The 18,714-nt window shown below is 68.1% G+C and carries 19 protein-coding genes and 1 pseudogene; 13 read left to right on the plus strand and 7 right to left on the minus strand.

Translation table 11 applies throughout. The features are described 5' to 3' along the window. Positions 1-7: 7 nt before the first annotated feature. The 6 genes from cheZ to VES41_RS07735 all read left to right on the plus strand — a co-directional run bounded on the left by cheZ (position 8) and on the right by VES41_RS07735 (position 8,164). Positions 8-649 carry a protein phosphatase CheZ gene (gene cheZ / locus VES41_RS07710; RefSeq protein ID WP_324815140.1) on the plus strand — a complete coding sequence of 214 codons (642 nt, stop codon included), beginning with the start codon at positions 8-10 and terminating at the stop codon, positions 647-649. Positions 650-768: 119 nt separating this feature from the next. Continuing rightward, positions 769-1,914, plus strand: coding sequence for a flagellar biosynthesis protein FlhB (gene flhB, locus VES41_RS07715; protein WP_324815143.1), 1,146 nt, complete (start codon positions 769-771; stop codon positions 1,912-1,914). A gap of 58 nt (positions 1,915-1,972) precedes the next feature. After that, the gene (flhA, locus tag VES41_RS07720; RefSeq protein ID WP_414719063.1) at positions 1,973-4,069 is read left to right on the plus strand and encodes a flagellar biosynthesis protein FlhA; all 2,097 of its coding nucleotides are present in this window, start codon (positions 1,973-1,975) and stop codon (positions 4,067-4,069) included. Next, on the plus strand, positions 4,066-6,570 hold the full coding sequence (gene flhF, locus VES41_RS07725; protein ID WP_324815146.1) for a flagellar biosynthesis protein FlhF: 2,505 nt from the start codon (positions 4,066-4,068) through the stop codon (positions 6,568-6,570). The genes flhA and flhF overlap by 4 nt, the downstream gene beginning before the upstream one ends. Positions 6,571-6,582: 12 nt before the next feature. Beyond that, complete coding sequence (locus VES41_RS07730; protein ID WP_324815149.1) at positions 6,583-7,410, plus strand: flagellar biosynthesis protein FlhG; 828 nt, start codon at positions 6,583-6,585, stop codon at positions 7,408-7,410. Positions 7,411-7,432: 22 nt separating this feature from the next. Beyond that, a complete protein-coding gene (locus VES41_RS07735) occupies positions 7,433-8,164 on the plus strand; it encodes an RNA polymerase sigma factor FliA (RefSeq protein WP_324815151.1) in 732 nt (243 codons plus the stop codon). 13 nt (positions 8,165-8,177) lie between these two features. On the opposite strand, the gene VES41_RS07740 is transcribed toward VES41_RS07735, so the two are convergent. Both VES41_RS07740 and VES41_RS07745 read right to left on the minus strand, forming a co-directional pair. Continuing rightward, positions 8,178-8,666, minus strand: coding sequence for an SRPBCC family protein (locus VES41_RS07740; protein WP_324815751.1), 489 nt, complete (start codon positions 8,664-8,666; stop codon positions 8,178-8,180). 21 nt (positions 8,667-8,687) lie between these two features. Then, a pseudogene (locus VES41_RS07745) lies at positions 8,688-9,014 on the minus strand (ArsR/SmtB family transcription factor); the annotation flags it as partial. Positions 9,015-9,109: 95 nt separating this feature from the next. Here VES41_RS07745 and VES41_RS07750 point away from each other — a divergent pair. The 7 genes from VES41_RS07750 (at position 9,110) to VES41_RS07780 (ending at position 13,213) form a co-directional block, all read left to right on the plus strand. After that, positions 9,110-9,610 carry a YbaK/EbsC family protein gene (locus tag VES41_RS07750; protein ID WP_324815154.1) on the plus strand — a complete coding sequence of 167 codons (501 nt, stop codon included), beginning with the start codon at positions 9,110-9,112 and terminating at the stop codon, positions 9,608-9,610. A gap of 58 nt (positions 9,611-9,668) precedes the next feature. Next, positions 9,669-9,944, plus strand: coding sequence for a DUF1289 domain-containing protein (locus VES41_RS07755; protein WP_324815156.1), 276 nt, complete (start codon positions 9,669-9,671; stop codon positions 9,942-9,944). Continuing rightward, positions 9,941-10,585 (plus strand): 2-hydroxychromene-2-carboxylate isomerase, encoded by a 645-nt coding sequence (locus VES41_RS07760; protein ID WP_324815159.1) that lies wholly within the window; start codon positions 9,941-9,943, stop codon positions 10,583-10,585. Before VES41_RS07755 ends, VES41_RS07760 begins: the two co-directional genes overlap by 4 nt. Before the next feature lie 175 nt (positions 10,586-10,760). Further along, positions 10,761-12,452 (plus strand): MFS transporter, encoded by a 1,692-nt coding sequence (locus VES41_RS07765; RefSeq protein WP_324815162.1) that lies wholly within the window; start codon positions 10,761-10,763, stop codon positions 12,450-12,452. A gap of 112 nt (positions 12,453-12,564) precedes the next feature. Next, a complete protein-coding gene (locus VES41_RS07770) occupies positions 12,565-12,708 on the plus strand; it encodes a hypothetical protein (RefSeq protein WP_324815164.1) in 144 nt (47 codons plus the stop codon). Between the two features lie 117 nt (positions 12,709-12,825). Further along, the gene (locus tag VES41_RS07775; protein WP_324815166.1) at positions 12,826-13,008 is read left to right on the plus strand and encodes a DUF3606 domain-containing protein; all 183 of its coding nucleotides are present in this window, start codon (positions 12,826-12,828) and stop codon (positions 13,006-13,008) included. Positions 13,009-13,045: 37 nt separating this feature from the next. Continuing rightward, positions 13,046-13,213 (plus strand): hypothetical protein, encoded by a 168-nt coding sequence (locus VES41_RS07780; protein ID WP_324815168.1) that lies wholly within the window; start codon positions 13,046-13,048, stop codon positions 13,211-13,213. Between the two features lie 17 nt (positions 13,214-13,230). Here VES41_RS07780 and VES41_RS07785 read toward each other — a convergent pair whose 3' ends face one another. The 5 genes from VES41_RS07785 to VES41_RS07805 form a co-directional block, all read right to left on the minus strand. Beyond that, positions 13,231-13,515: a hypothetical protein gene (locus VES41_RS07785; protein WP_324815170.1), complete on the minus strand. Its 285-nt coding sequence runs from the start codon at positions 13,513-13,515 to the stop codon at positions 13,231-13,233. A gap of 881 nt (positions 13,516-14,396) precedes the next feature. Continuing rightward, the gene (locus VES41_RS07790) at positions 14,397-14,561 is read right to left on the minus strand and encodes an SDR family NAD(P)-dependent oxidoreductase (RefSeq protein ID WP_324815173.1); all 165 of its coding nucleotides are present in this window, start codon (positions 14,559-14,561) and stop codon (positions 14,397-14,399) included. 138 nt (positions 14,562-14,699) lie between these two features. After that, positions 14,700-15,527 carry an NYN domain-containing protein gene (locus tag VES41_RS07795; protein WP_324815176.1) on the minus strand — a complete coding sequence of 276 codons (828 nt, stop codon included), beginning with the start codon at positions 15,525-15,527 and terminating at the stop codon, positions 14,700-14,702. Between the two features lie 186 nt (positions 15,528-15,713). After that, the gene (locus VES41_RS07800; protein WP_324815179.1) at positions 15,714-17,225 is read right to left on the minus strand and encodes an arylsulfatase; all 1,512 of its coding nucleotides are present in this window, start codon (positions 17,223-17,225) and stop codon (positions 15,714-15,716) included. 280 nt (positions 17,226-17,505) lie between these two features. Continuing rightward, positions 17,506-18,618, minus strand: a complete 1,113-nt coding sequence (locus tag VES41_RS07805; protein ID WP_324815182.1) for an ABC transporter substrate-binding protein — start codon at positions 18,616-18,618, stop codon at positions 17,506-17,508. Between the last annotated feature and the right edge of the window lie 96 nt (positions 18,619-18,714).

Here is an 18,714-nt window from a genome sequence, read left to right on the forward strand (position 1 = left end):
AACTGAAATGGAGTCCCCGATGAACACCGACCAGGCCATCAGCGCCGATCAGTTGCTGGGCCGCATCGCCCAGGTCACGCGCCAGTTGCGCGAGGGCATGCGCGAGCTCGGCCTGGACAAGCAGTTCGAGCGCGCAGCGCAGGTCATTCCCTCGACCCGCGAGCGCCTGAACTACGTGGCCGAGATGACCGAGCGCGCCGCGCACCGCACGCTCAACGCGATCGACGTGGCGCAGCCGCTGCAGGACGCGCTCGCCGCCGACGCCAAGGGCCTGAGCGGGCGCTGGGACGCCTGGTTCGCCGACCCGATCGAGCTGAACCAGGCGCGCGAGCTGGTGCTCGACACGCGCGCCTACCTGCAGGGCGTACCCGGCCGGGCCGGCGACATCAACGCGCAGCTCATGGAAATCCTGATGGCGCAGGACTTCCAGGACCTGACCGGACAGGTCATCAAGAAGATGATGGACGTGGTCAACGAGGTCGAGTCGCAGCTGCTGCAGGTGCTGATCGACAACTCTCCGGTCGACCGCCGGCCGGAGCCGCCGGCGGCCAACAGCCTGCTCAACGGGCCGCAGACCGCCCCCGGCAGCGCGGACGCGGTGACCGACCAGTCGCAGGTCGACGACCTGCTCGAGAGCCTGGGCTTCTGAGCCCGCTGCGTCCGGAAAAGAGGGGCGAAGTGCTGCTTGATCGGCCGATTGGCCGGGCGCCCCGGATCGAATAATCGGTCACGAGCAGGCGATTCCCCACCGTGCTCGATGGAGCACGAATGGCTGAGGAAAGCGATCTCGAAAAGACGGAACCCGCCTCCGAGCGGCGCCTTGAGAAGGCGCGCGAGGAAGGCAACGTGGCCCGCTCGCGCGAGCTGAGCACGCTGGTGATGCTGGGCACCGCCATCGGCGGCCTGTGGTTCATGGCCGGCTCGCTCGGCGGCGCGATGGACCGGGCACTGCGCCATGGCCTGCACTTCGACCGCAGCGCCGCGTTCGATCCCGCGCAGATGATGACCCAGGCCGGCGTGGCGCTGGTCCAGGTCGCGGCGGCGGTCGCCCCCCTGTTCCTGATGATGGCGGTGGCCGCGCTGGTGGCGCCGATGCTGCTGGGCGGATGGCTCTTCTCCGGCAAGGCCGTCGCGCCCAAGTTCAGCAAGCTCGATCCGCTGGCGGGCATCGCCCGCATGTTCTCCAGCCAGTCGCTGGCCGAGCTGATCAAGGCGCTGGCCAAGTCGCTGCTGATCGGCGGCGTGGCCTGGTGGGTGATCTCGCACAACCTCGACGCGATGATGCAGCTGATGACGCTGCCGCCGGAAGCGGCGCTGTCGCAGGCGGTGGCGCTGGTCGCGCGCGACTGCGCCCTGATTGCCGCCACGCTGGTGCTGGTGGCGCTGGTGGACGTGCCCTGGCAGCTGTGGAGCCACTTCCGCAAGCTGCGCATGTCACGCGAGGACCTGCGCCAGGAACACAAGGAAAGCGAGGGCGATCCGCACATCAAGGCGGCGATCCGCCGGCAGCAGCAGGCGGTGGCCCGGCGCCGGATGATGTCCGAGGTGCCCAAAGCCGACATCGTCGTGACCAACCCGACCCATTTCGCGGTGGCGCTCAAGTACGTCGACAGCGAGATGCGCGCGCCGCGCGTGGTGGCCAAGGGCACCGACCTGGTGGCCCAGCGCATCCGCGAACTGGCCGCCGAGCACAAGGTGGCGGTGCTCGAGGCGCCGCCGCTGACCCGGGCGCTGTACAAGCACACGCGCCTGGGCGACGAGATTCCGGCCGGCCTGTACACGGCGGTGGCCGAGGTGCTGGCCTGGGTCTACCAGCTCAAGCGCTGGCGCGAGGAGGGCGGCCAGGCCCCGCGCACGCCGACCACGCTGCACGTACCCGAAGCGCTGGCCTTCAACCCGGCGGGGGTGGCATGAGCGCCGCCCGGCCGCCTGAAGGCGCTCGCACCGCAGTGCGCAGCACGGAGGGCTTCCAATGAGCGCAATGGCTCAGATGATGCGCAACCCGGCGCAGTTCTTCGGCGGAGGCCAGTTCAAGGGCATGGCCGGCCCGGTGCTGATAGTGCTGATCCTCAGCATGATGGTGCTGCCGCTGCCGGCCTTCCTGCTGGACCTGCTGTTCACCTTCAACATCGCGCTGTCGATCATGGTGCTGCTGGTCAGCATGTACACCATGAAGGCGCTGGACTTCGCCGCCTTCCCCTCGGTGCTGCTGTTCACCACGCTGCTGCGCCTGTCGCTCAACGTGGCCTCGACCCGCGTGGTGCTGATGCACGGCCACACCGGGCCGGACGCGGCCGGCAAGGTGATCGAGGCGTTCGGCCACTTCCTGGTCGGCGGCAACTTCGCGGTCGGCGTGATGGTGTTCATCATCCTGGTGATCATCAACTTCATGGTGATCACCAAGGGCGCGGGCCGCATCGCCGAGGTGGGGGCGCGCTTCATGCTCGACGCCATGCCGGGCAAGCAGATGGCGATCGACGCCGACCTCAATGCCGGCCTGATCGGCGAGGACGTGGCACGCAAGCGCCGCACCGAGGTGGCGCAGGAGGCGGATTTCTACGGCTCCATGGACGGTGCCAGCAAGTTCGTGCGCGGCGACGCCGTGGCCGGCCTGCTGATCCTGGTCATCAACATCATCGGCGGGCTGGTGGTGGGCATGGTGCAGCACGGGCTGGACTTCTCCACCGCCGGCACCACTTACACGCTGCTGGCCATCGGCGACGGCCTGGTGGCGCAGATCCCGGCGCTGGTGATCTCGACCGCCGCCGGCGTGATCGTCTCGCGCGTCACCACTGACGAGGACGTCGGCGGGCAGTTGACCGGACAATTGTTCTCCAACCCGCAGGTGCTGTTCCTCACCGCCGGCATCGTCGGCCTGATGGGCCTGATCCCGGGCATGCCCAACCTGGCGTTCCTGATCATCGCCGGCGGCCTGGGCTGGCTGGGCTGGCGGCTGGCGCAGCGCAAGCCGCAGCAGGCGGCCGCCGAGGCGGCCTCGGCCGCGCAGGCGGCGCAGGCGCCGTCGGCCGACACGGCCGAGGCCACCTGGGACGACGTCTCGCTCATCGATCCGCTGGGCATGGAGGTCGGCTACCGGCTCATTCCGCTGGTCGACCAGTCGCAGCAGGGCGAACTGCTCGGGCGCATCAAGAGCATCCGCAAGCGCATCGCGCAGGAGATCGGCTTCCTGGTGCCGGTGGTGCACATCCGCGACAACCTGGAGCTCAAGCCCAACACCTACGTGATCAGCCTCAAGGGCGTGGAGATCGGCCGCGGCGAGGCCTTCCCCAACATGTGGATGGCGATCAACCCCGGCCAGGTCAGCGGCACGCTGCCGGGCACGCCCACGCAGGACCCGGCCTTCGGGCTGCCGGCCGTCTGGATCGACGGCGGCCTGCGCCAGCAGGCGCAGATCCAGGGCTACACCGTGGTGGATGCGTGCACCGTGATGGCGACGCACCTGAATCACCTCATCCAGACGCATGCGGCCGACCTGCTCGGCCGCCAGGAAGTGCAGCAGCTGCTCGACCAGATCGCCAAGACGGCGCCGAAGCTGACCGAGGAGCTGGTGCCCAAGGTGCTGTCGCTGAGCACGCTGCACAAGGTGCTGCAGAACCTGCTGAGCGAGGAAGTCTCGATCCGCGACATGCGCACCATCCTCGACGTGATGGCCGAGCATGCGCCGACGGTCAAGGACGCCACCGAGTTGACGTCGCTGACGCGCCTGGCGCTGGGCCGGGCCATCGTGCAGCACCTGTTCCCGGGCGACGCGCAACTGCAGGTGATCGGCCTGGACGGCTCGCTCGACCGCGTGCTGCAGCAGGCGCTGACCAGCAGCAGCGGCATCGAGCCGGGCCTGGCCGACAACCTGCTGCGCGAGGCGCAGGCGGCCGTCGAACGGCAGGAGCAGCTGGGCCTGGCGCCCGTGCTGGTCGTGCAGCACGCATTGCGCGTGCTGCTCTCGCGGTTCCTGCGCCGCAGCATTCCACGGCTCAAGGTGCTCTCCCACGCGGAGATCCCTGATTCGTGCCACATCAAAGTCACCGCCACTCTTGGAGGACGTGTTTGAACCCGAGCACCGACGTGCGGGCCGCAGCCCGCAGATTCCTTGCCCCCACCAGCCGCGAGGCGCTGCGCCTGGTGCGCGAGGCGCTGGGCACCGATGCCATCGTGTTGAGCAACCGGGCCCTGCCCGAAGGCGTCGAGATCGTCGCCATGGCCGAGGGCGCGGCCCTGCAGGCTGTCGAGGTGGCGGCTCCGGCCGCCCCGCCCGCGCCGTCGATCTCGGCGGCGCCCGTCGCGCCCGCTGCGCCGGCGCTGCCCGAGATGCGCCGGCCGATCGCGCTGCAGGCGGCGGACCGCCTGCCCGCCATGCCGGTTCCGCCCGCGGCCACCGTCATGACGGCCCCGGCCCCGGCCGCGGCGCCGGTGGCGCCGGCCGCGCAGCCCGACGCGGTGCTCAACGAACTGCATTCGATGCGCGGCATGCTCGAGGAGCAGCTCGCCAACGCGCAGTGGAACGAGAAGGAGCGCCAGGACCCGGCGCGCGGCCGGCTGCTGCGCACCCTGCTGGGCGCCGGCTTCAGCGCCGGGCTGTCGCGCGCCATGCTCGAGAAGCTGCCGACGGGCCAGACCTACGCGCAGGGCATGGCCTTCGCGCGCGCCGAGTTGATGCGTGCCTTGCCGGTGCTGCCGGACGAGGATGCGCTGCTGTCGCAAGGCGGCGTCTATGCCCTGATGGGCCCGACCGGCGTGGGCAAGACCACCACCACCGCCAAGCTGGCGGCGCGCTGCGTGATGCGCTTCGGCGCCGACAAGCTGGCGCTCGTCACGACCGACAGCTTCCGCATCGGCGCGTACGAGCAGCTGCGCATCTACGGCCAGATCCTCAACGTGCCGGTGTACGCGGTCAAGGACGCGGCCGACCTGCACGTCGTGCTGCAGGACCTGCAGGGCAAGCACATGGTGCTGATCGACACCGTCGGCATGAGCCAGCGCGACCGCGCCGTGTCCGACCAGATCGCCATGCTCGGCAGCGCGCAGCGGCCGGTCAAGCGCCTGCTGCTGCTCAACGGCACCAGCCACGGCGACACCCTCAACGAGGTGGTGCATGCCTACCGCCACGGCGGCCGCGGCGAGTTGGCCGGCTGCATCTTCACGAAGGTCGACGAGGCCACGCACCCGGGCGCGCTGATCGACACGGTGATCCGCCACCGCCTGCCGGTGCACTATGTTTCCAGCGGCCAGAAGGTGCCGGAGAACCTGATGCTGGCCGACCGCGCGCAACTGGTCGACGCCGTCTTCCAGCCGCGCCGCCACCATGCGCTGTTCGTGCCGCCGGAGTTGCAGGCGCCGGCCGAGGGCCCTTCCGCAGCGGAGCTGCAGGCCCAGGCCGAGGCCGGCCGCCTGCGCACGCGCTACCAGAACCTGATCCGCGCCATGGCGCATGACGCACAGGAGCTGGCCGCGACGGCCCGCGCGCTGTCGGATGCCGGCATCGGCTTCGACGTCGCGCGCCGCCTGTGGCGCCAGGCGGGCGACCCGCAGGTGGCGCAGCAGGCGGTACTGGACGCGGTGTCGGCCCATGCGCGCGGCGAAGTGGCCGGTGCATGCGGCAGCCACGTGCTGGCGGTGTACGGCCGGGTCGGCCTGCGCGTGAGCGAAGGCGGCGACGCCTACGCCTGCCACAGCAGCCTGCTGCTGTCCGACCGCAACGGCGCGCCACTGGCCGCGCCCAACCAATGGCTGTCGACGGTGGCCACGCGCGGCATGAGTGAGGCGCGGCGGCGTGCCCAGGCGCGCCAGGTCCAGTGGCTGGATGCGCAGGCGCCGGGCAAGCCCATGGTGCATCTGCTGTCCGCCCTGCCGGCGCTCGACGTGCTGCAGCAGTGGCAGGCGCAGGGCCTGCGCTGGCTGGCGCGCGGGGCCGCCACCACCGGCGTGATCGATGCGGCGAGCGGCGTGTCGAGCGCGCTTGCGCGGGTGGCATTCGACTACGGCGAAGCGCAGGCGGTCACCTGGCGCGGCAAGCCGGCGCTGCGCCGCCTGGCGCATGCCGAAGTGCTGCTGCGCGCCGGCCCGGAGGCTGCAGCGCTGCAGCCGCTGCGCTGCGTGGCAGTGCGGCTGATGGACCCGCGCAGCCACAGGATCGTGGCCCAGCACTACCTGTTGTCGAACACCGGCGGCGAGGTCGAGGCGCGCCAGCTGGCGCAATGGCACGCCTGGGCTGCCGACGCCGAAGGCTGCCTGCGCCTGCTGCGCCAGGGTGTGCAGCTGGCCGGCGGACTCGGCGAGCCGGGCGATGCCGCCATGGTCAAGCGCCTGCTGGTGGCCGGCCAGGCCGGCACCACCGTGTGGCGCCTGATGCAGGCCAGCGGCGAATGGGCCGACCGCGCCCGCGCGCTGCTCGGCCAGCTGACCGGCCGCACCACGCGCGGCACGCGCCCGGTGAGCGGCAATGCGCTGTACCTCGGCGTGAGCAAGCTGTTCCTGCTGCTCGAGGCGCTGGACACCGAATCGGCGCCGCCGGCGGCGCGCCAGCAACTCGCGGCCACCGCGCAGGACGCCTGAGGAGGAACGACGATGACGCTGCGCGTGATCGACCAGGCGGAAGGTTTGCGCCGATTGCTGTCGCCGGCGCCCACGCGCGTCGTCGCGCTGGCGGCCGTCGGCTGCGGCGAGGGCGTGACGACCGCGGCGATGGGGCTGGCGGCGGCGCTGGTGCTGCAGGGCAGGGACGTGCTGCTGGTGGACGAGCAGCCGGCGCGTTCCGGCTCGGCCGGCGCGGTGTGGGCCCTCGAAGGCCTGGGCGCGCCTGGCGATCCGGTGCCGGCGCGTGCCGGCTGCGGGGTCGACGTGGTGGCGCTTGCGCCCGGCCGGCAGGATGCGGACGGCGCCGAGCCGTTCGCGCCGCGCGCGCATTGCCCGGGCGGCGTGGTGCTGGTCGATGCGGCGCTCGATGCCGATGGCCGCCTGTCGCCGCTGGCGCAGCAGGCCGACGAGCTGCTGCTGGTGCTGCGCCCGCAGCCGGCGTCGATCACCGCCGCTTATGCAGGCATCAAGCGGCTGCACTACGCGCACGGGCTGCGGCAACTGCGCTTCCTGGTCAACGGCGTCGCCGGCGCCGGGGAGGCGCAGCCCATCATGGACAACCTGGCCGCCACCGGCAGCCGCTACCTGGCGGTGTCGCTGCAGGCGGCCGGCTGGGTGCGCGCCGATGCGCACCTGGACGATGCCCGCCGCCTCGGCCGCACGGTGGTCGAGGCCTTTCCGGCCAGCCCCGCCGCGCTCGACCTGCGACGCCTGGCGGCCGACGTGCTGCGCTGGCCGTCGCGTTCGCCCGCGCCGGCGCGCCGCCCCGGCGCGGCGCCGCTGCCGGCCCGGCATGCCGCGTACGGCCTGGCCGCCTGAGAGCCTGAGAGGAAGACGGGACGTGTACACCGCACAGGGAACCATCGCCAAGCGCCACCTGCTCGAGCAGCACCTGCCGTTGGTGCGCCGCATCGCCTTGCAGATGATGGCCAGACTGCCGGCCAGCGTGGAACTGGACGACCTGATCCAGGCCGGGATGATCGGCCTGATGGATGCCTCGGGCCGCTACCAGGACAACAAGGGTGCGCAGTTCGAGACCTTCGCCAGCCAGCGCATCCGCGGGGCGATGCTCGACGAGCTGCGTGCCAGCGACTGGGGCTCGCGCGGGCTGCGCAAGTCGGCGCGCGGCGTGGAGCAGGCGATCCAGGCGCTGGAGCACCGGCTGGGCCGCCCGCCCAGCGAAGGCGAGATCGCGCGCGAGCTGAAGATGGACCTGGAGGACTACCAGGCGCTCTTGCAGGAGATCCAGGGCTGCCAGCTGCTGTACGTGGAGGACTTCGCGCGCGGCGACGCCGAGAACTCCTTCATCGACCAGCATGCGACGGCCGCAGGCGGGGAACGGCGCAGCGACGACCCGCTGGCGCAGCTGATGGAAAGCGGCCTGCGCCAGCAGGTGGTGGAGGCGATCTCGGGCCTGCCCGAGCGCGACCAGCTGCTGCTGAACCTCTACTACGAGGAAGAACTGAACCTGCGCGAGATCGGCGCCGTGCTCGAGGTGAGCCAGAGCCGGGTGTGCCAGCTGCACAGCCAGGCCATCAGCCGCCTGCGCGCGCAGCTGGCCGACCTGCTGTGAGCTGACGCGCGGGCTACTTCAGGCTCAGGGCGTATTCATCGAGCTGGGTCATGACGGTGCCCCAGCCGTCGAAGAAGCCCATTTCCTCGTGCTGCTTGCGCATGGCCTCGTCGCGGTGCAGAGCACGGGCCACGTAGCGCGTGCCGCTGCCTTCGTCCGACATGGTGATGAAGGCGGTCATCGGCAGCCATGTCTCCTGCGGGCGCCAGCCCGAGCCGAGCGAGGTGGTCAAGACGATGCGCGACATCGGCGTCACCTCGAGGAACACGGCCGGGTTGTCGCTTTCCTCGGTCTCGTTGCCGGCCGGGCCGCGCATGAAGGTATGGAAGTCGCCCCCGGTGCGGAAGTCGAAGGTGCGCACCTCCGTGGTCCAGGGCTTGGGGCACCACCATTCCTTGAGATGGGCGGGGTCGCTCCAGGCTTTCCAGACCAGGGCGCGCGGTGCGCGCAGCAGGCGGCTGATTTCCAGGTCGAGCTTCGGGTTCAATGCGTTGTCGGACATGGCAAGTGCTTCCTTTGCATAGAGGGTTTCGACATAGCGGGCGAGACGATCGGTGCGGGCCTCCCAGACCTGTCGCTGCTGTTCGAGCCAGTCTTCGGCCAGGCGCATCGGTTCAGGCGCCAACTCGCACAGGCGCACCCGACCCTCCTTGCGTGAGCGCACCAGGCCACACCGCTCGAGCACGCCCAGGTGCTTCATGAAGGAGGGCAGTGCCATGCGGAACGGCGCGGCCAGCTCCTTCACCGATGCCGAGCCGCCGGCCAGCCGATCGACGATGGCGCGTCGGGTCGGGTCGCCCAGCGCCAGGAACATCTGGCTCAGCGAGAGGGAGAGCGAATGGTTAGCCATGTGGCTAACTATAGGTGCGCGCCGCGGGCGGCGCAAGTGATTTTTGCTGCGCCTACACTGCGTGGCTTTCCCTTGTCTACAGGAGACTCGCAGCCATGTGTGGCGCCGAACTCACCGCTCTTCCCGAATCCGTGCAGCGCGTCGCGCGCTTGCTGCAAGACGCCGGCCACCCGCATGCGCCGGTGATGCTCGACGACGCTGCGCGCACCGCGCAGCAGGCGGCCGATGCGCTGGGCATCGACGTCGGGCAGATCGCCAAGAGCATCGTGTTCCGGCGCAAGGCCGACGGCGTGGCGGTGCTGGTGGTCGCCTCGGGCGACCGCCGCGTGGACGAGAAGAAGGTCGACGCGCTGGTTGGCAAGACCGGCCGCGCGGACGCCGACTTCGTCAAGGCGTCCACCGGCTTCTCGATCGGCGGTGTGTCGCCGTTCGGGCATGCGAACGCGCCGGTGATGCTGATCGACCGCGAGCTGTTCCGCTTCGACACGGTGTGGGCGGCCGCCGGCCATCCGCACTCGGTGGTGCAGTTGCGGCCGCAGGACCTGGAGCGCCTGACCGGCGCGCCGGTCGTGGACGTGGTGCAGTCCGCGGCGTGAGCGGGCCGCGCATGGCAGGGCCGCGCGGATGTCATGGCGGCCCGAAGGCGGCCGCGTCATGATGGCCGCGGTGGTGGACGCGTCGACCTTGGCGCGCCGGGCCGACGCGGTGCTGGCGCAGCCGGCCGGCCGCCCGGTGACCTCGCCCTGCGTCTCGGTGTGCCTGATGGACCCGGGCAGCGGGTTGTGCCAGGGTTGCCTGCGCTCGCTCGACGAGATCGCCGACTGGAGTGGGCTGACCGATGAAGGGCGGCGCGACGTGTGGGTGCGCATCGCGCGGCGCCTGCGCGAGGCCGGCATTGGCGAACCACCGCCGTCCGAGGCCAAGCCATGAAGACCATCACCTTCCACTACGACTTTCTCTCGCCCTTTGCCTACCTGGCCTTCGAGCACCTGCCGCAGGCGCTGGCCGGCTTGAGCTTTCACGTGCGCTACCGGCCGGTGCTGCTGGGCGCCTTGCTGCGCGCGCACGGCCTGCTCGGTCCGGCCGAAGTGCCGCACAAGCGCGAGGCGACCTACCGCCACGCGCTGTGGCTGGGGCATGCGCACCAGGTGCCGTTCGACCTGCCGTCGATGCATCCCTTCAACCCGCTGGCGCACCTGCGCCTGGCGCTGGCCACCACCGAAGGCGGGGAGACCAATCGATTCGTCACCGAGACCATCTTTCGCGACATCTGGCGCGGCGGCGCCGATCCCTCGGACCCGGCACGCCTGGCCGACCTGGCGACCCGGCTGCCACTGGTGCGCGAGCCGGGCAGCGACTCGGCGAAGTCCCAGCTGCGCGCCAACACCGCCGCCGCGGTCGCGGCCGGCATCTTCGGCACGCCGACGCTGGAAGTGGATGGCCAGCACTTCTGGGGCTTCGACGCGCTGCCCGCGTTGCGCGCCTGGCTGGAGGCCGATCGGTGGTTCGACACCAGCGCCTGGCGCACAGCCGGCGACCGCCCGGCATGGAAGCCCCCGGGAAAGTCCTAGGGCGCCTGCCTCCCGCTGGGGAGGCTTATTTTCGCATCCTGAAATCGAAAGCTTGGGTTTGACCTGAGTTCGTCAGGTTGCATTCAGTTTCACGCAAGGTCGCGGTCAGCCACCGCTCCAAGAATGCCAGTACGCCTTATTGGGCGCCCAAGCATTTCAACTGGAGACGAGACGTATGACAGCCGCACTGGATAGCCGAGGGGTGCCCACCGCACCACGCCCGATGTCCGCCGAGGAGAGGAAGGTGATCTTCGCCTCTTCCCTCGGCACCGTATTCGAGTGGTACGACTTTTACTTGTACGGTTCGCTGGCGGCCATCATCGCCAAGCAGTTCTTCAGCGGGCTGGACGCCGGCGCCGCCTTCATCTTCGCGCTGCTGGCCTTCGCCGCCGGCTTCCTGGTGCGTCCGTTTGGCGCCATCGTGTTCGGCCGCCTGGGCGACATGATCGGCCGCAAGTACACCTTCCTGGTCACCATCCTGATCATGGGCCTGTCGACCTTCATCGTCGGCCTGCTGCCCACCTACGCCACCATCGGCGTGGCCGCCCCGGTAATCCTGATCGCACTGCGCATGCTGCAAGGCCTGGCGCTGGGCGGCGAGTACGGCGGTGCCGCGACCTACGTGGCCGAGCATGCGCCGCACGGCAAGCGCGGCGCCTACACCTCGTGGATCCAGACCACCGCCACGCTGGGCCTGTTCCTCAGCCTGCTGGTGATCCTGGGCGTGCGCACCGTCACCGGCGAGCAGGCCTTTGCCGACTGGGCATGGCGCATTCCATTCCTGGTGTCGATCGCGCTGCTGGGCGTGTCGGTGTGGATCCGCCTGTCGCTCAATGAATCGCCCGCCTTCCAGAAGATGAAGGCCGAGGGCAAGACCTCGAAGGCGCCGCTGTCCGAATCGTTCGGCCAGTGGAAGAACCTGAAGATCGTCATCCTGGCGCTGGTCGGCCTGACCGCCGGCCAGGCCGTGGTCTGGTACACCGGGCAGTTCTACGCGCTGTTCTTCCTGACCGCGCAGCTCAAGGTGGACCCGATCACCGCCAACTTGCTGATCGCGGCGGCCCTGGCCATCGGCACGCCCTTCTTCGTGATCTTCGGCACCCTGTCGGACAAGATCGGCCGCAAGCCCATCATCATGGCCGGCTGCCTGCTGGCGGTGGTGACGTACTTCCCGGTCTTCAAGATGCTGACCGAAGCGTCCAACCCCGACCTGGCCCACGCCCAGGCCAATGCCGCCGTGACCGTCACCGCCGACCCGGCCACCTGCTCGTTCCAGGGCAACCCGGTGGCGCGCGAGATCGACTTCAAGAGCTCCTGCGACATTGCCAAGCGCTACCTGGTGCAGAACTCGGTGAGCTATGACAACGTGGTCGGCCCGGCTGGCTCCAAGGCGATCGTGAAGATCGGCGACAAGCAGGTCACGGCACCCGAAGGCGTGGTGGCACGCAGCAAGTTCGACGAGCCGTCCGTCAAGGCCATCGCCGCCTTCAAGAAGGAAGTGGGCGACGACCTGAAGTCCGCCGGCTACCCGTCCAAGGCCGACCCCGCCAAGATGAACAAGGTGCTGATGGTGGTCATCCTGGCGTACCTGGTGCTTCTGGTGACCATGGTCTACGGCCCCATCGCCGCGATGCTGGTGGAGATGTTCCCGACCCGCATCCGCTATACCTCGATGAGCCTGCCGTACCACATCGGCAACGGCTGGTTCGGCGGTCTGCTGCCGACCACCGCCTTCGCCATCGTGGCCAGCACCGGCAACATGTACAACGGCCTGTGGTATCCGATCATCATCGCTGCCATCACGCTGGTGGTGGGTACGCTGTTCATTCGCGAGACCAAGGACGTCAACATCTACGCGAACGACTGATCCGCCACCCATACAGGCGGGTCGGCCGGGCGGACGGCTGGGGCCGTCCGCTCCCCCCGGGGCCTCGTGCCGTCATGCGCGAGGCCCTTTCTTTTTGCAAGGAACACCGGATATGTGGAAGATCGGACTCGGATTCATTGCCTTCGTCGCGCTGTGCCTTTTCGTCATTGCGAAGGCCGGCGACAAGATCGACATGGCCGGGGAAAAGCACAGCGGGGATGTGCATGCGCCGGCGGCGACGGGGGCTGGCAAGTAAGGGAGTCGCCGTCCTTCGCAAAGCGAACGGCGTGAAGGACTGCGAGCGAAAGCGCGCTTTGCTTGCATCCGCAACGCGGGCGCAGACGCAACATCGCAAGCACTTCAGGAGAGTTTCATGAAAGAAGATCCGAACAGAGCGGCACTGGACAGTCGGCAGCTGATCGCGGTGGATCAGGTTAACAGCGTCAGTTCCTGGTCAAGGAGCATTGGCTGCACACCGGAGCAATTGCGCCTGGCGGTGAAGGAAGTGGGGCGGTCCGCGGACGCCGTGCGGCGATATCTGAAGGCGCGTCGATAGAATTCGCGTCTCCAATAGACATCACCAAGGAAACTCAATGGGCAACAAGATCGTCACCGAAGCAGACCGCAAGGCCACCAAGCAGCCGAAGCCGCTGGAAGGCTACCCGGCGGTGCGGCACGGAACCGGCCAGCGCCGCAGCCTCGAGCGCGGCCCGGCGACGCGCAGCAAGAAGAACGTCGGCAAGCGCGCGCATCAAGGCTGACAAGCCAGTTTCGGCGCTCAGCGGCGGCGGCCGCCACCCATGGCAGCCACCAGGAGCGCCGTCAGCAAAGCACTCGCCCCCGCGGTGACAAGCACCGCCTTGATCGGATCCGCGTTGATCGACAGGGTGAGGTAGTTGGCAAGCTGATCGACCTGGACCTTGGTGCTGTCCAGTTTCTTCCCAGCAGCGTCCGCCATGCCACTCAGGCCCAAAGCCGCGTCCTTGGCGTGGTCGGCCGCTCTCTGACCAACCCGCTTCAAGTCGTCGGCGACTTGCTCCAGGCGCTCGTTGGAATCATTCATGTCTGCTCCGAAGAAACCAGCATGCGCTGGCACGACCCAATGTGCACCGAAACACGGACGTCCGGTGTGGGCGTTGCCGGGGTAATTGCGTAGGCGCAAAGCCGGCCACGCTGAAACGGCGGCACGCTTCGCCATCGGGTGTACCGCGTAGACGGATCATTCGGAGCCGGGTGGGCACCTGAAACCCGCCGATCAGACGCCCTTGCTCCGGGCGGAGATCGGAACGTTCGGACCTCGTCATTCACGTCCCATGAGCCCGTCCTTGCGGAGATTGCCGATCTCCTCGGGATGCACCCCGACACGTCGGCTCTGGACCTGTCGCTCGCCGATGGCTGGCATTGGCATCATGTCGGTCGCGAAAGCGCCGCGCCGCTTCCAGTACGGCTTCGAGCGTGCGACCGCGGGTTGCGACCAGGGCCGACCCGTCGACCGTGCCGGGGTATGCCGTGCTGGGCGCGCGAGTGCGTGTCGCGCGGGATGATTCCCAGGCGTCCAACGAGGTGCGCCAGGCGGCGCAATGGATCTCGATGCAATGCAGGCCCAGCGCCAGGTCGAGGGCTGTACGGCATATCGCGCAGGCGGCAGGGCTTCGCTGCCGCCATATACGGAGGAGCCATCGTCGAGCACCGGCAACCGTCCGGACAAGATGCGGGCTCCCGAGCCGGCAAGGAAGCACAGCGCGGCGGCCATGTCCTCGGGTTCGGCCATGCGGCCCAGCGGAATGCAGCCGCGCCTGTTGTGCTGTCGGACAGAGCATCGATGCCGCCGGCCGACATGCCTGCGTTGTTGATCAACGCGTCGAGTAGTGGAATCGAGTCCGCAAGGCGCTCGATTTGTCCGGCGTCTGTCAGGTCTGCGATGAGAGGCAGCGGTGGCGGCGCTTAGGTCGCTGCCCACCCGTCTTGCAGGCGAGCCAGGGCTGCCGCATCGGCATCGACCAGGACACAGCGCCAGCCCGATCTGCTCAGCCGCAGCGCGGTGGCGCGGCCAATGCCTGACGCGGCGCCCGTGATCAGCGCGGTAGGTTCGGGCGAAGATGTTTTCACGGCGCGTCACTCGAAAGCTGTGCGCAGTATTCCGACTATGGCCCGCGCCGGGGGCGCTGCTTGCGCAAAGGAGCTTTTCAGTTTCTTGTGTCTGCGCAGCTTTGCGCGCCTGCATCGACCCTTCGAGAATTTGAAGGGTTAGCGCAGCCGCAGTTGATGGTCGGACTCGCCCTTTCGCGTTTCGACGATCTCGTCCAGTGCTTTGACCATCTCTGCAAAGCTGCCGTGGCCGTGGTCCTTGGTGTCGAAGGTTGGGTCGAGGCGCTTGATCATGTGCCAGGTGGCTGCCTTGTTGACCCAGGCCTCGCCTTTCGTCTCTGCGAGCAGGCGCACTGCGCGCTTCAGTATGTCGGCAGCAGGGTCGACCGGTGCGGGTGGTGGTTGAACGGGCCGTTGAGCCTCGCCCTCCGCCGACGTCGCCGGAATTTCCACGACTTCCTCGACAAGGTTCTCGTAGTAACGGAACTCATGGCAGCTCTTGGCCCAATGGCGGTTGGTGTTCTTTCTTGTGCCTATGCCGACCAGCGTGCGCCCTGCAGCCTTGATCTTCTGGGCGACGGGCATGAAGTCGCTGTCGCCGCCCACGATGATGACCGTCCCGAGATGGTCGAATCGACTCATGTCCTCGGTGGCATCGAGGCATAGTTTGATATCAGCACCATTCTTGGCGGACGCGCCTGGGGAGAAAAGCTGGATGAGTTCCACGCCGCCCTGGAGCAGCGCGTCCCGGTAACGCCCGAAGAACTGCCAGTTGCAATACGCACGGTTGATCGCTACCGGCCCGAAGGACGCGGCCAACTCCACGACGGCCTGAATATCGATGAGCGGCTCTTGTGGTTTGAAGCGCGAATCGCCGCGGCCGTAGAACCCTTCGCCAAACTTTGCTTCCGCCAATCCGGCATGGAGGTTCTCGAAATCCCAATACAACGCGACCGAGCGGTTCTCCTCGCCGTCACTCCGACTCATCTACGACTCCTTCGATTTCTGAGGCTATTGGCATGTTGCGTGCGCAAGACGGGCGTTAAGTTTCCTTCGGAACGACAGAAGGAAACCCTGCCGGCTTTCCGGAGCCGGCAGGGCTTGCCGCACGGAGCCTACGGCCGCATCCGGGGCGGATCGACGGATGCTTGGCGGTCCTGCGCGAGCATGGCCTCAGTGGCCGGAGCCTCCGGACGCTTCGGCCATCTTGTCGAGCACCTGGTCCAGGCTGAAGCTGGCCGCCTCCTGGCGTGGCGGGAATTCCTTGAAGGTGCCCAGGAATTCCGCCACCACCGCCTGCGCCGGCACCAGCAGGTAGATGTGCCGGAACATCCAGTCGTAGAAGGTGTTCGACGTGATCTGCGCCCGCTCGTACGGGTCCATGCGCAGGTTGAAGATGTAGGGCGTGCGCAGCACCACGAAGGGCTCCTGCCAGATCTTGAGTGTGCCGGTCACGCGCTGCTCCATGAACAGCATCTTCCAATTGTCGAATCGCAGCGCAGCGACGTCACCTTCGTCGGTGAAGTAGATGAAGCCGGGGCGCGGGCTCTTGGCCTCCTTGCCGGTCAGGTACGGCGCCAGGTTGTAGCCGTCGAGGTGGACCTTGTAGGTCTTGCTGCCGATCTTGTGGCCCTTCTTCAGCTTCCCCTTGATGTCGGACTCGCCGGCGACGGCGAGGATGGTGGGGAACCAGTCCAGGTGGCTGACGATCTCGTTCGACTCCGAGCCGGCCTCGATCCGGCCGGGGAACCGGACCATGCAGGGCACGCGGTACGCGCCCTCCCAGCTCGAGTTCTTCTCGTTGCGGAACGGTGTCGTGCCCGCATCCGGCCAGGTGTTCATGTGCGGGCCGTTGTCGGTGCTGTACTTCACGAAAGTGTTGTCGGCGATTCCGAGTTCGTCCAGGAAGTCGAGCATCTCGCCGATGCTCTTGTCGTGGTCGATCATCACGTCGTGGTACTCGGACTGCCAGCGGCCGGACTGGCCCCGGCTCTCCGGCTTCACGTGCGTCCAGGCGTGCATGTGCGAGGTGTTGAACCAGACGAAGAAGGGCTCGCCGGCATCGTGGGCGGCCTGGATGAACTTCTTGGCCGCTGCCAGGAATTCGTCGTCGCAGGTTTCCATGCGCTTCTTGGTTAGCGGGCCGGTGTTCTCGATCTTCTGGCCGCCCTTGCCGTCCGCCCAGCAATGCAGCACTCCGCGCGGGCCGAACTTCTTCTTGAAGTTGGGAAAGTCCTTCTCGTTCGGGTAGTCGACCTCTTCGGGCTCTTCCTCGGCGTTCAGGTGGTACAGGTTGCCGAAGAACTCGTCGAAGCCATGCATCGTCGGCAGGTGCTCGTCGCGGTCGCCCAGGTGGTTCTTGCCGAACTGGCCGGTGCGGTAGCCCAGCGGCTTGAGCGCTTCGGCGATGGTGATGTCCTCGGCCTTCAGGCCCAGGTCGGCGCCCGGCAGCCCCACCTTGGTCAGCCCCGTGCGCAGGCCGCACTGGCCGGTAATGAAGGACGAGCGCCCCGCCGTGCAGCTTTGCTCGGCGTAGCAGTCGGTGAAGATCATGCCCTCCTTCGCGATCCGGTCGATGTTGGGCGTTCGGTAACCCATCATCCCTTTGGTATAGCAGCTCAGGTTCGATTGCCCGATGTCGTCGCCCCACATCACCAGGATGTTCGGCTTCTTGCTTTTCGCCATGCTGTCGCTCCTTGTCGTCGATCGCCCGCAGAGGGCGTGGCCACTGAAAGTGCGCTACGGCAGATGCGCGGCGCTCGGAAATGGATGACTTGGCTATCCCGCAGCCGTGACGCGTCCGACCAGGGCATGCGGCGAACGCGCAATATGAACGCGAACCTGCGAAGATGCAATGCCGCGCTCGCCGTCGTCAATCCGAGGCGATGTCAGCGAGGTTCAGGCCGCCGCCGCTAACTGCTTGCGCTGCGCCGGGGCCTGTGAACGCCATGCGAGGGGGTGGCCCTCACCGCCGAAACTTCCCGTCACTGATGATCGACAGATCAGCAAACTCCAGCCCCGAGTGGTCCTGCGGCGAGTAGCTGACGTCCATGCCGCCGCCGAGATCGAGGCCGTTGATGCTCTCCAGCGCCGCTACCACGCGTGCGCGGGTGGGCTTGGGGCCGGCGCGCTTGAGCGCCTCGACCAGCACTTTGGCCGAGGCGAAGCCTTCCAGCGCAACGGGTGACATCTCGGTGATGCCCTTGGCGCGGGCCAGGGCCAGCGCCTCGGCCACCATCGGGTGGGCGATGGAGCGCGCGCTCGGGAACACCTGGGTCACGATCACGCCGCGGCCGTCCGTGCCCAGTTCCTTGATGAAGCCGCCCGACGCGTTGTTCGACAGCGTCACCACCTGCGCGGCCGAGCCGGCCTTGCGCAGCGCCTTGATGCCGTCGGTCACGGCGGTGCCGGAGCCGAGCCAGATGACGGCCTGCGCGTTGACTGCGGTGAGCTTCGGCACGATCTCGGCGTAGTTGGGCTTGCTGCGGTCCGACGGCACCACTACGGCGGGCTGGGTCTTGGCTTTCTTGAAGCCGTTCATCGCGCCTTCGAGCGCATCCAGGCCGAAGGAGTCGGTCACGTGCACCACGGCAATGCGGTCGATGCCGACGGTGGTCAGGTGTTGCACGGCCTTCTCGGCCTCGCGCTGGTAGGTGGGCCGCACGTTGAACACGTATTTCTGCAGCGGCTTGTGCAGCACCATGGCGCCGGTGGACGGGCCGATGAGGGCCACGCCGTTCTTGTCCAGCAGCGGGATGATGGCCTGGGTGTGTGGCGTGCCCCGGCTCATGAAGAAGGCCAGCACCTTGCGGTCCTCGATCAGCACGCGGGCGTTGTCGGCGGCGCGCTTGACGTCGAAGCCGTCGTCCATGCGGATGACCTCGATCTGCTCGCCGTAGATGCCGCCTTGCGCGTTCACCGAATCGATCACGAGCTTGGCGCCGCCGATGGTCTCGTTGACGCTGTCGGCCACCGGGCCGGAAATGCCGGCAGTCTGGCCGATGAGCAGTTGCGCGGAGGCGCCGAGCGAGGCGGTGGCCAGGGCGGCCACGATGCAGAGGGAGCGCAGGTCGGTCATGGGATGTCCCGGATTCAAATACAAAAACAGGACATTTGTTACCCATTGCAACGTCTTGGACATCCGGGAAAGCCCTTGCGCGGCCGTGTGCCATGT

Source organism: Variovorax sp., assembly GCF_035634955.1.
Classification (GTDB): domain Bacteria; phylum Pseudomonadota; class Gammaproteobacteria; order Burkholderiales; family Burkholderiaceae_C; genus Variovorax.

Bases quoted from the DNA above. Each gene is read 5' to 3' on its own strand.
- cheZ (WP_324815140.1), top strand. From the start codon at position 8: ATGGAGTCCCCGATGAACACCGACCAGGCCATCAGCGCCGATCAGTTG.
- flhB (WP_324815143.1), top strand. From the start codon at position 769: ATGGCTGAGGAAAGCGATCTCGAAAAGACGGAACCCGCCTCCGAGCGG.
- flhA (WP_414719063.1), top strand. From the start codon at position 1,973: ATGAGCGCAATGGCTCAGATGATGCGCAACCCGGCGCAGTTCTTCGGC.
- VES41_RS07730 (WP_324815149.1), top strand. From the start codon at position 6,583: ATGACGCTGCGCGTGATCGACCAGGCGGAAGGTTTGCGCCGATTGCTG.
- VES41_RS07740 (WP_324815751.1), bottom strand. From the start codon at position 8,666: ATGTCCGACAACGCATTGAACCCGAAGCTCGACCTGGAAATCAGCCGC.
- VES41_RS07750 (WP_324815154.1), top strand. From the start codon at position 9,110: ATGTGTGGCGCCGAACTCACCGCTCTTCCCGAATCCGTGCAGCGCGTC.
- VES41_RS07755 (WP_324815156.1), top strand. From the start codon at position 9,669: ATGATGGCCGCGGTGGTGGACGCGTCGACCTTGGCGCGCCGGGCCGAC.
- VES41_RS07760 (WP_324815159.1), top strand. From the start codon at position 9,941: ATGAAGACCATCACCTTCCACTACGACTTTCTCTCGCCCTTTGCCTAC.
- VES41_RS07765 (WP_324815162.1), top strand. From the start codon at position 10,761: ATGACAGCCGCACTGGATAGCCGAGGGGTGCCCACCGCACCACGCCCG.
- VES41_RS07770 (WP_324815164.1), top strand. From the start codon at position 12,565: ATGTGGAAGATCGGACTCGGATTCATTGCCTTCGTCGCGCTGTGCCTT.
- VES41_RS07775 (WP_324815166.1), top strand. From the start codon at position 12,826: ATGAAAGAAGATCCGAACAGAGCGGCACTGGACAGTCGGCAGCTGATC.
- VES41_RS07780 (WP_324815168.1), top strand. From the start codon at position 13,046: ATGGGCAACAAGATCGTCACCGAAGCAGACCGCAAGGCCACCAAGCAG.
- VES41_RS07785 (WP_324815170.1), bottom strand. From the start codon at position 13,515: ATGAATGATTCCAACGAGCGCCTGGAGCAAGTCGCCGACGACTTGAAG.
- VES41_RS07795 (WP_324815176.1), bottom strand. From the start codon at position 15,527: ATGAGTCGGAGTGACGGCGAGGAGAACCGCTCGGTCGCGTTGTATTGG.
- VES41_RS07800 (WP_324815179.1), bottom strand. From the start codon at position 17,225: ATGGCGAAAAGCAAGAAGCCGAACATCCTGGTGATGTGGGGCGACGAC.
- VES41_RS07805 (WP_324815182.1), bottom strand. From the start codon at position 18,618: ATGACCGACCTGCGCTCCCTCTGCATCGTGGCCGCCCTGGCCACCGCC.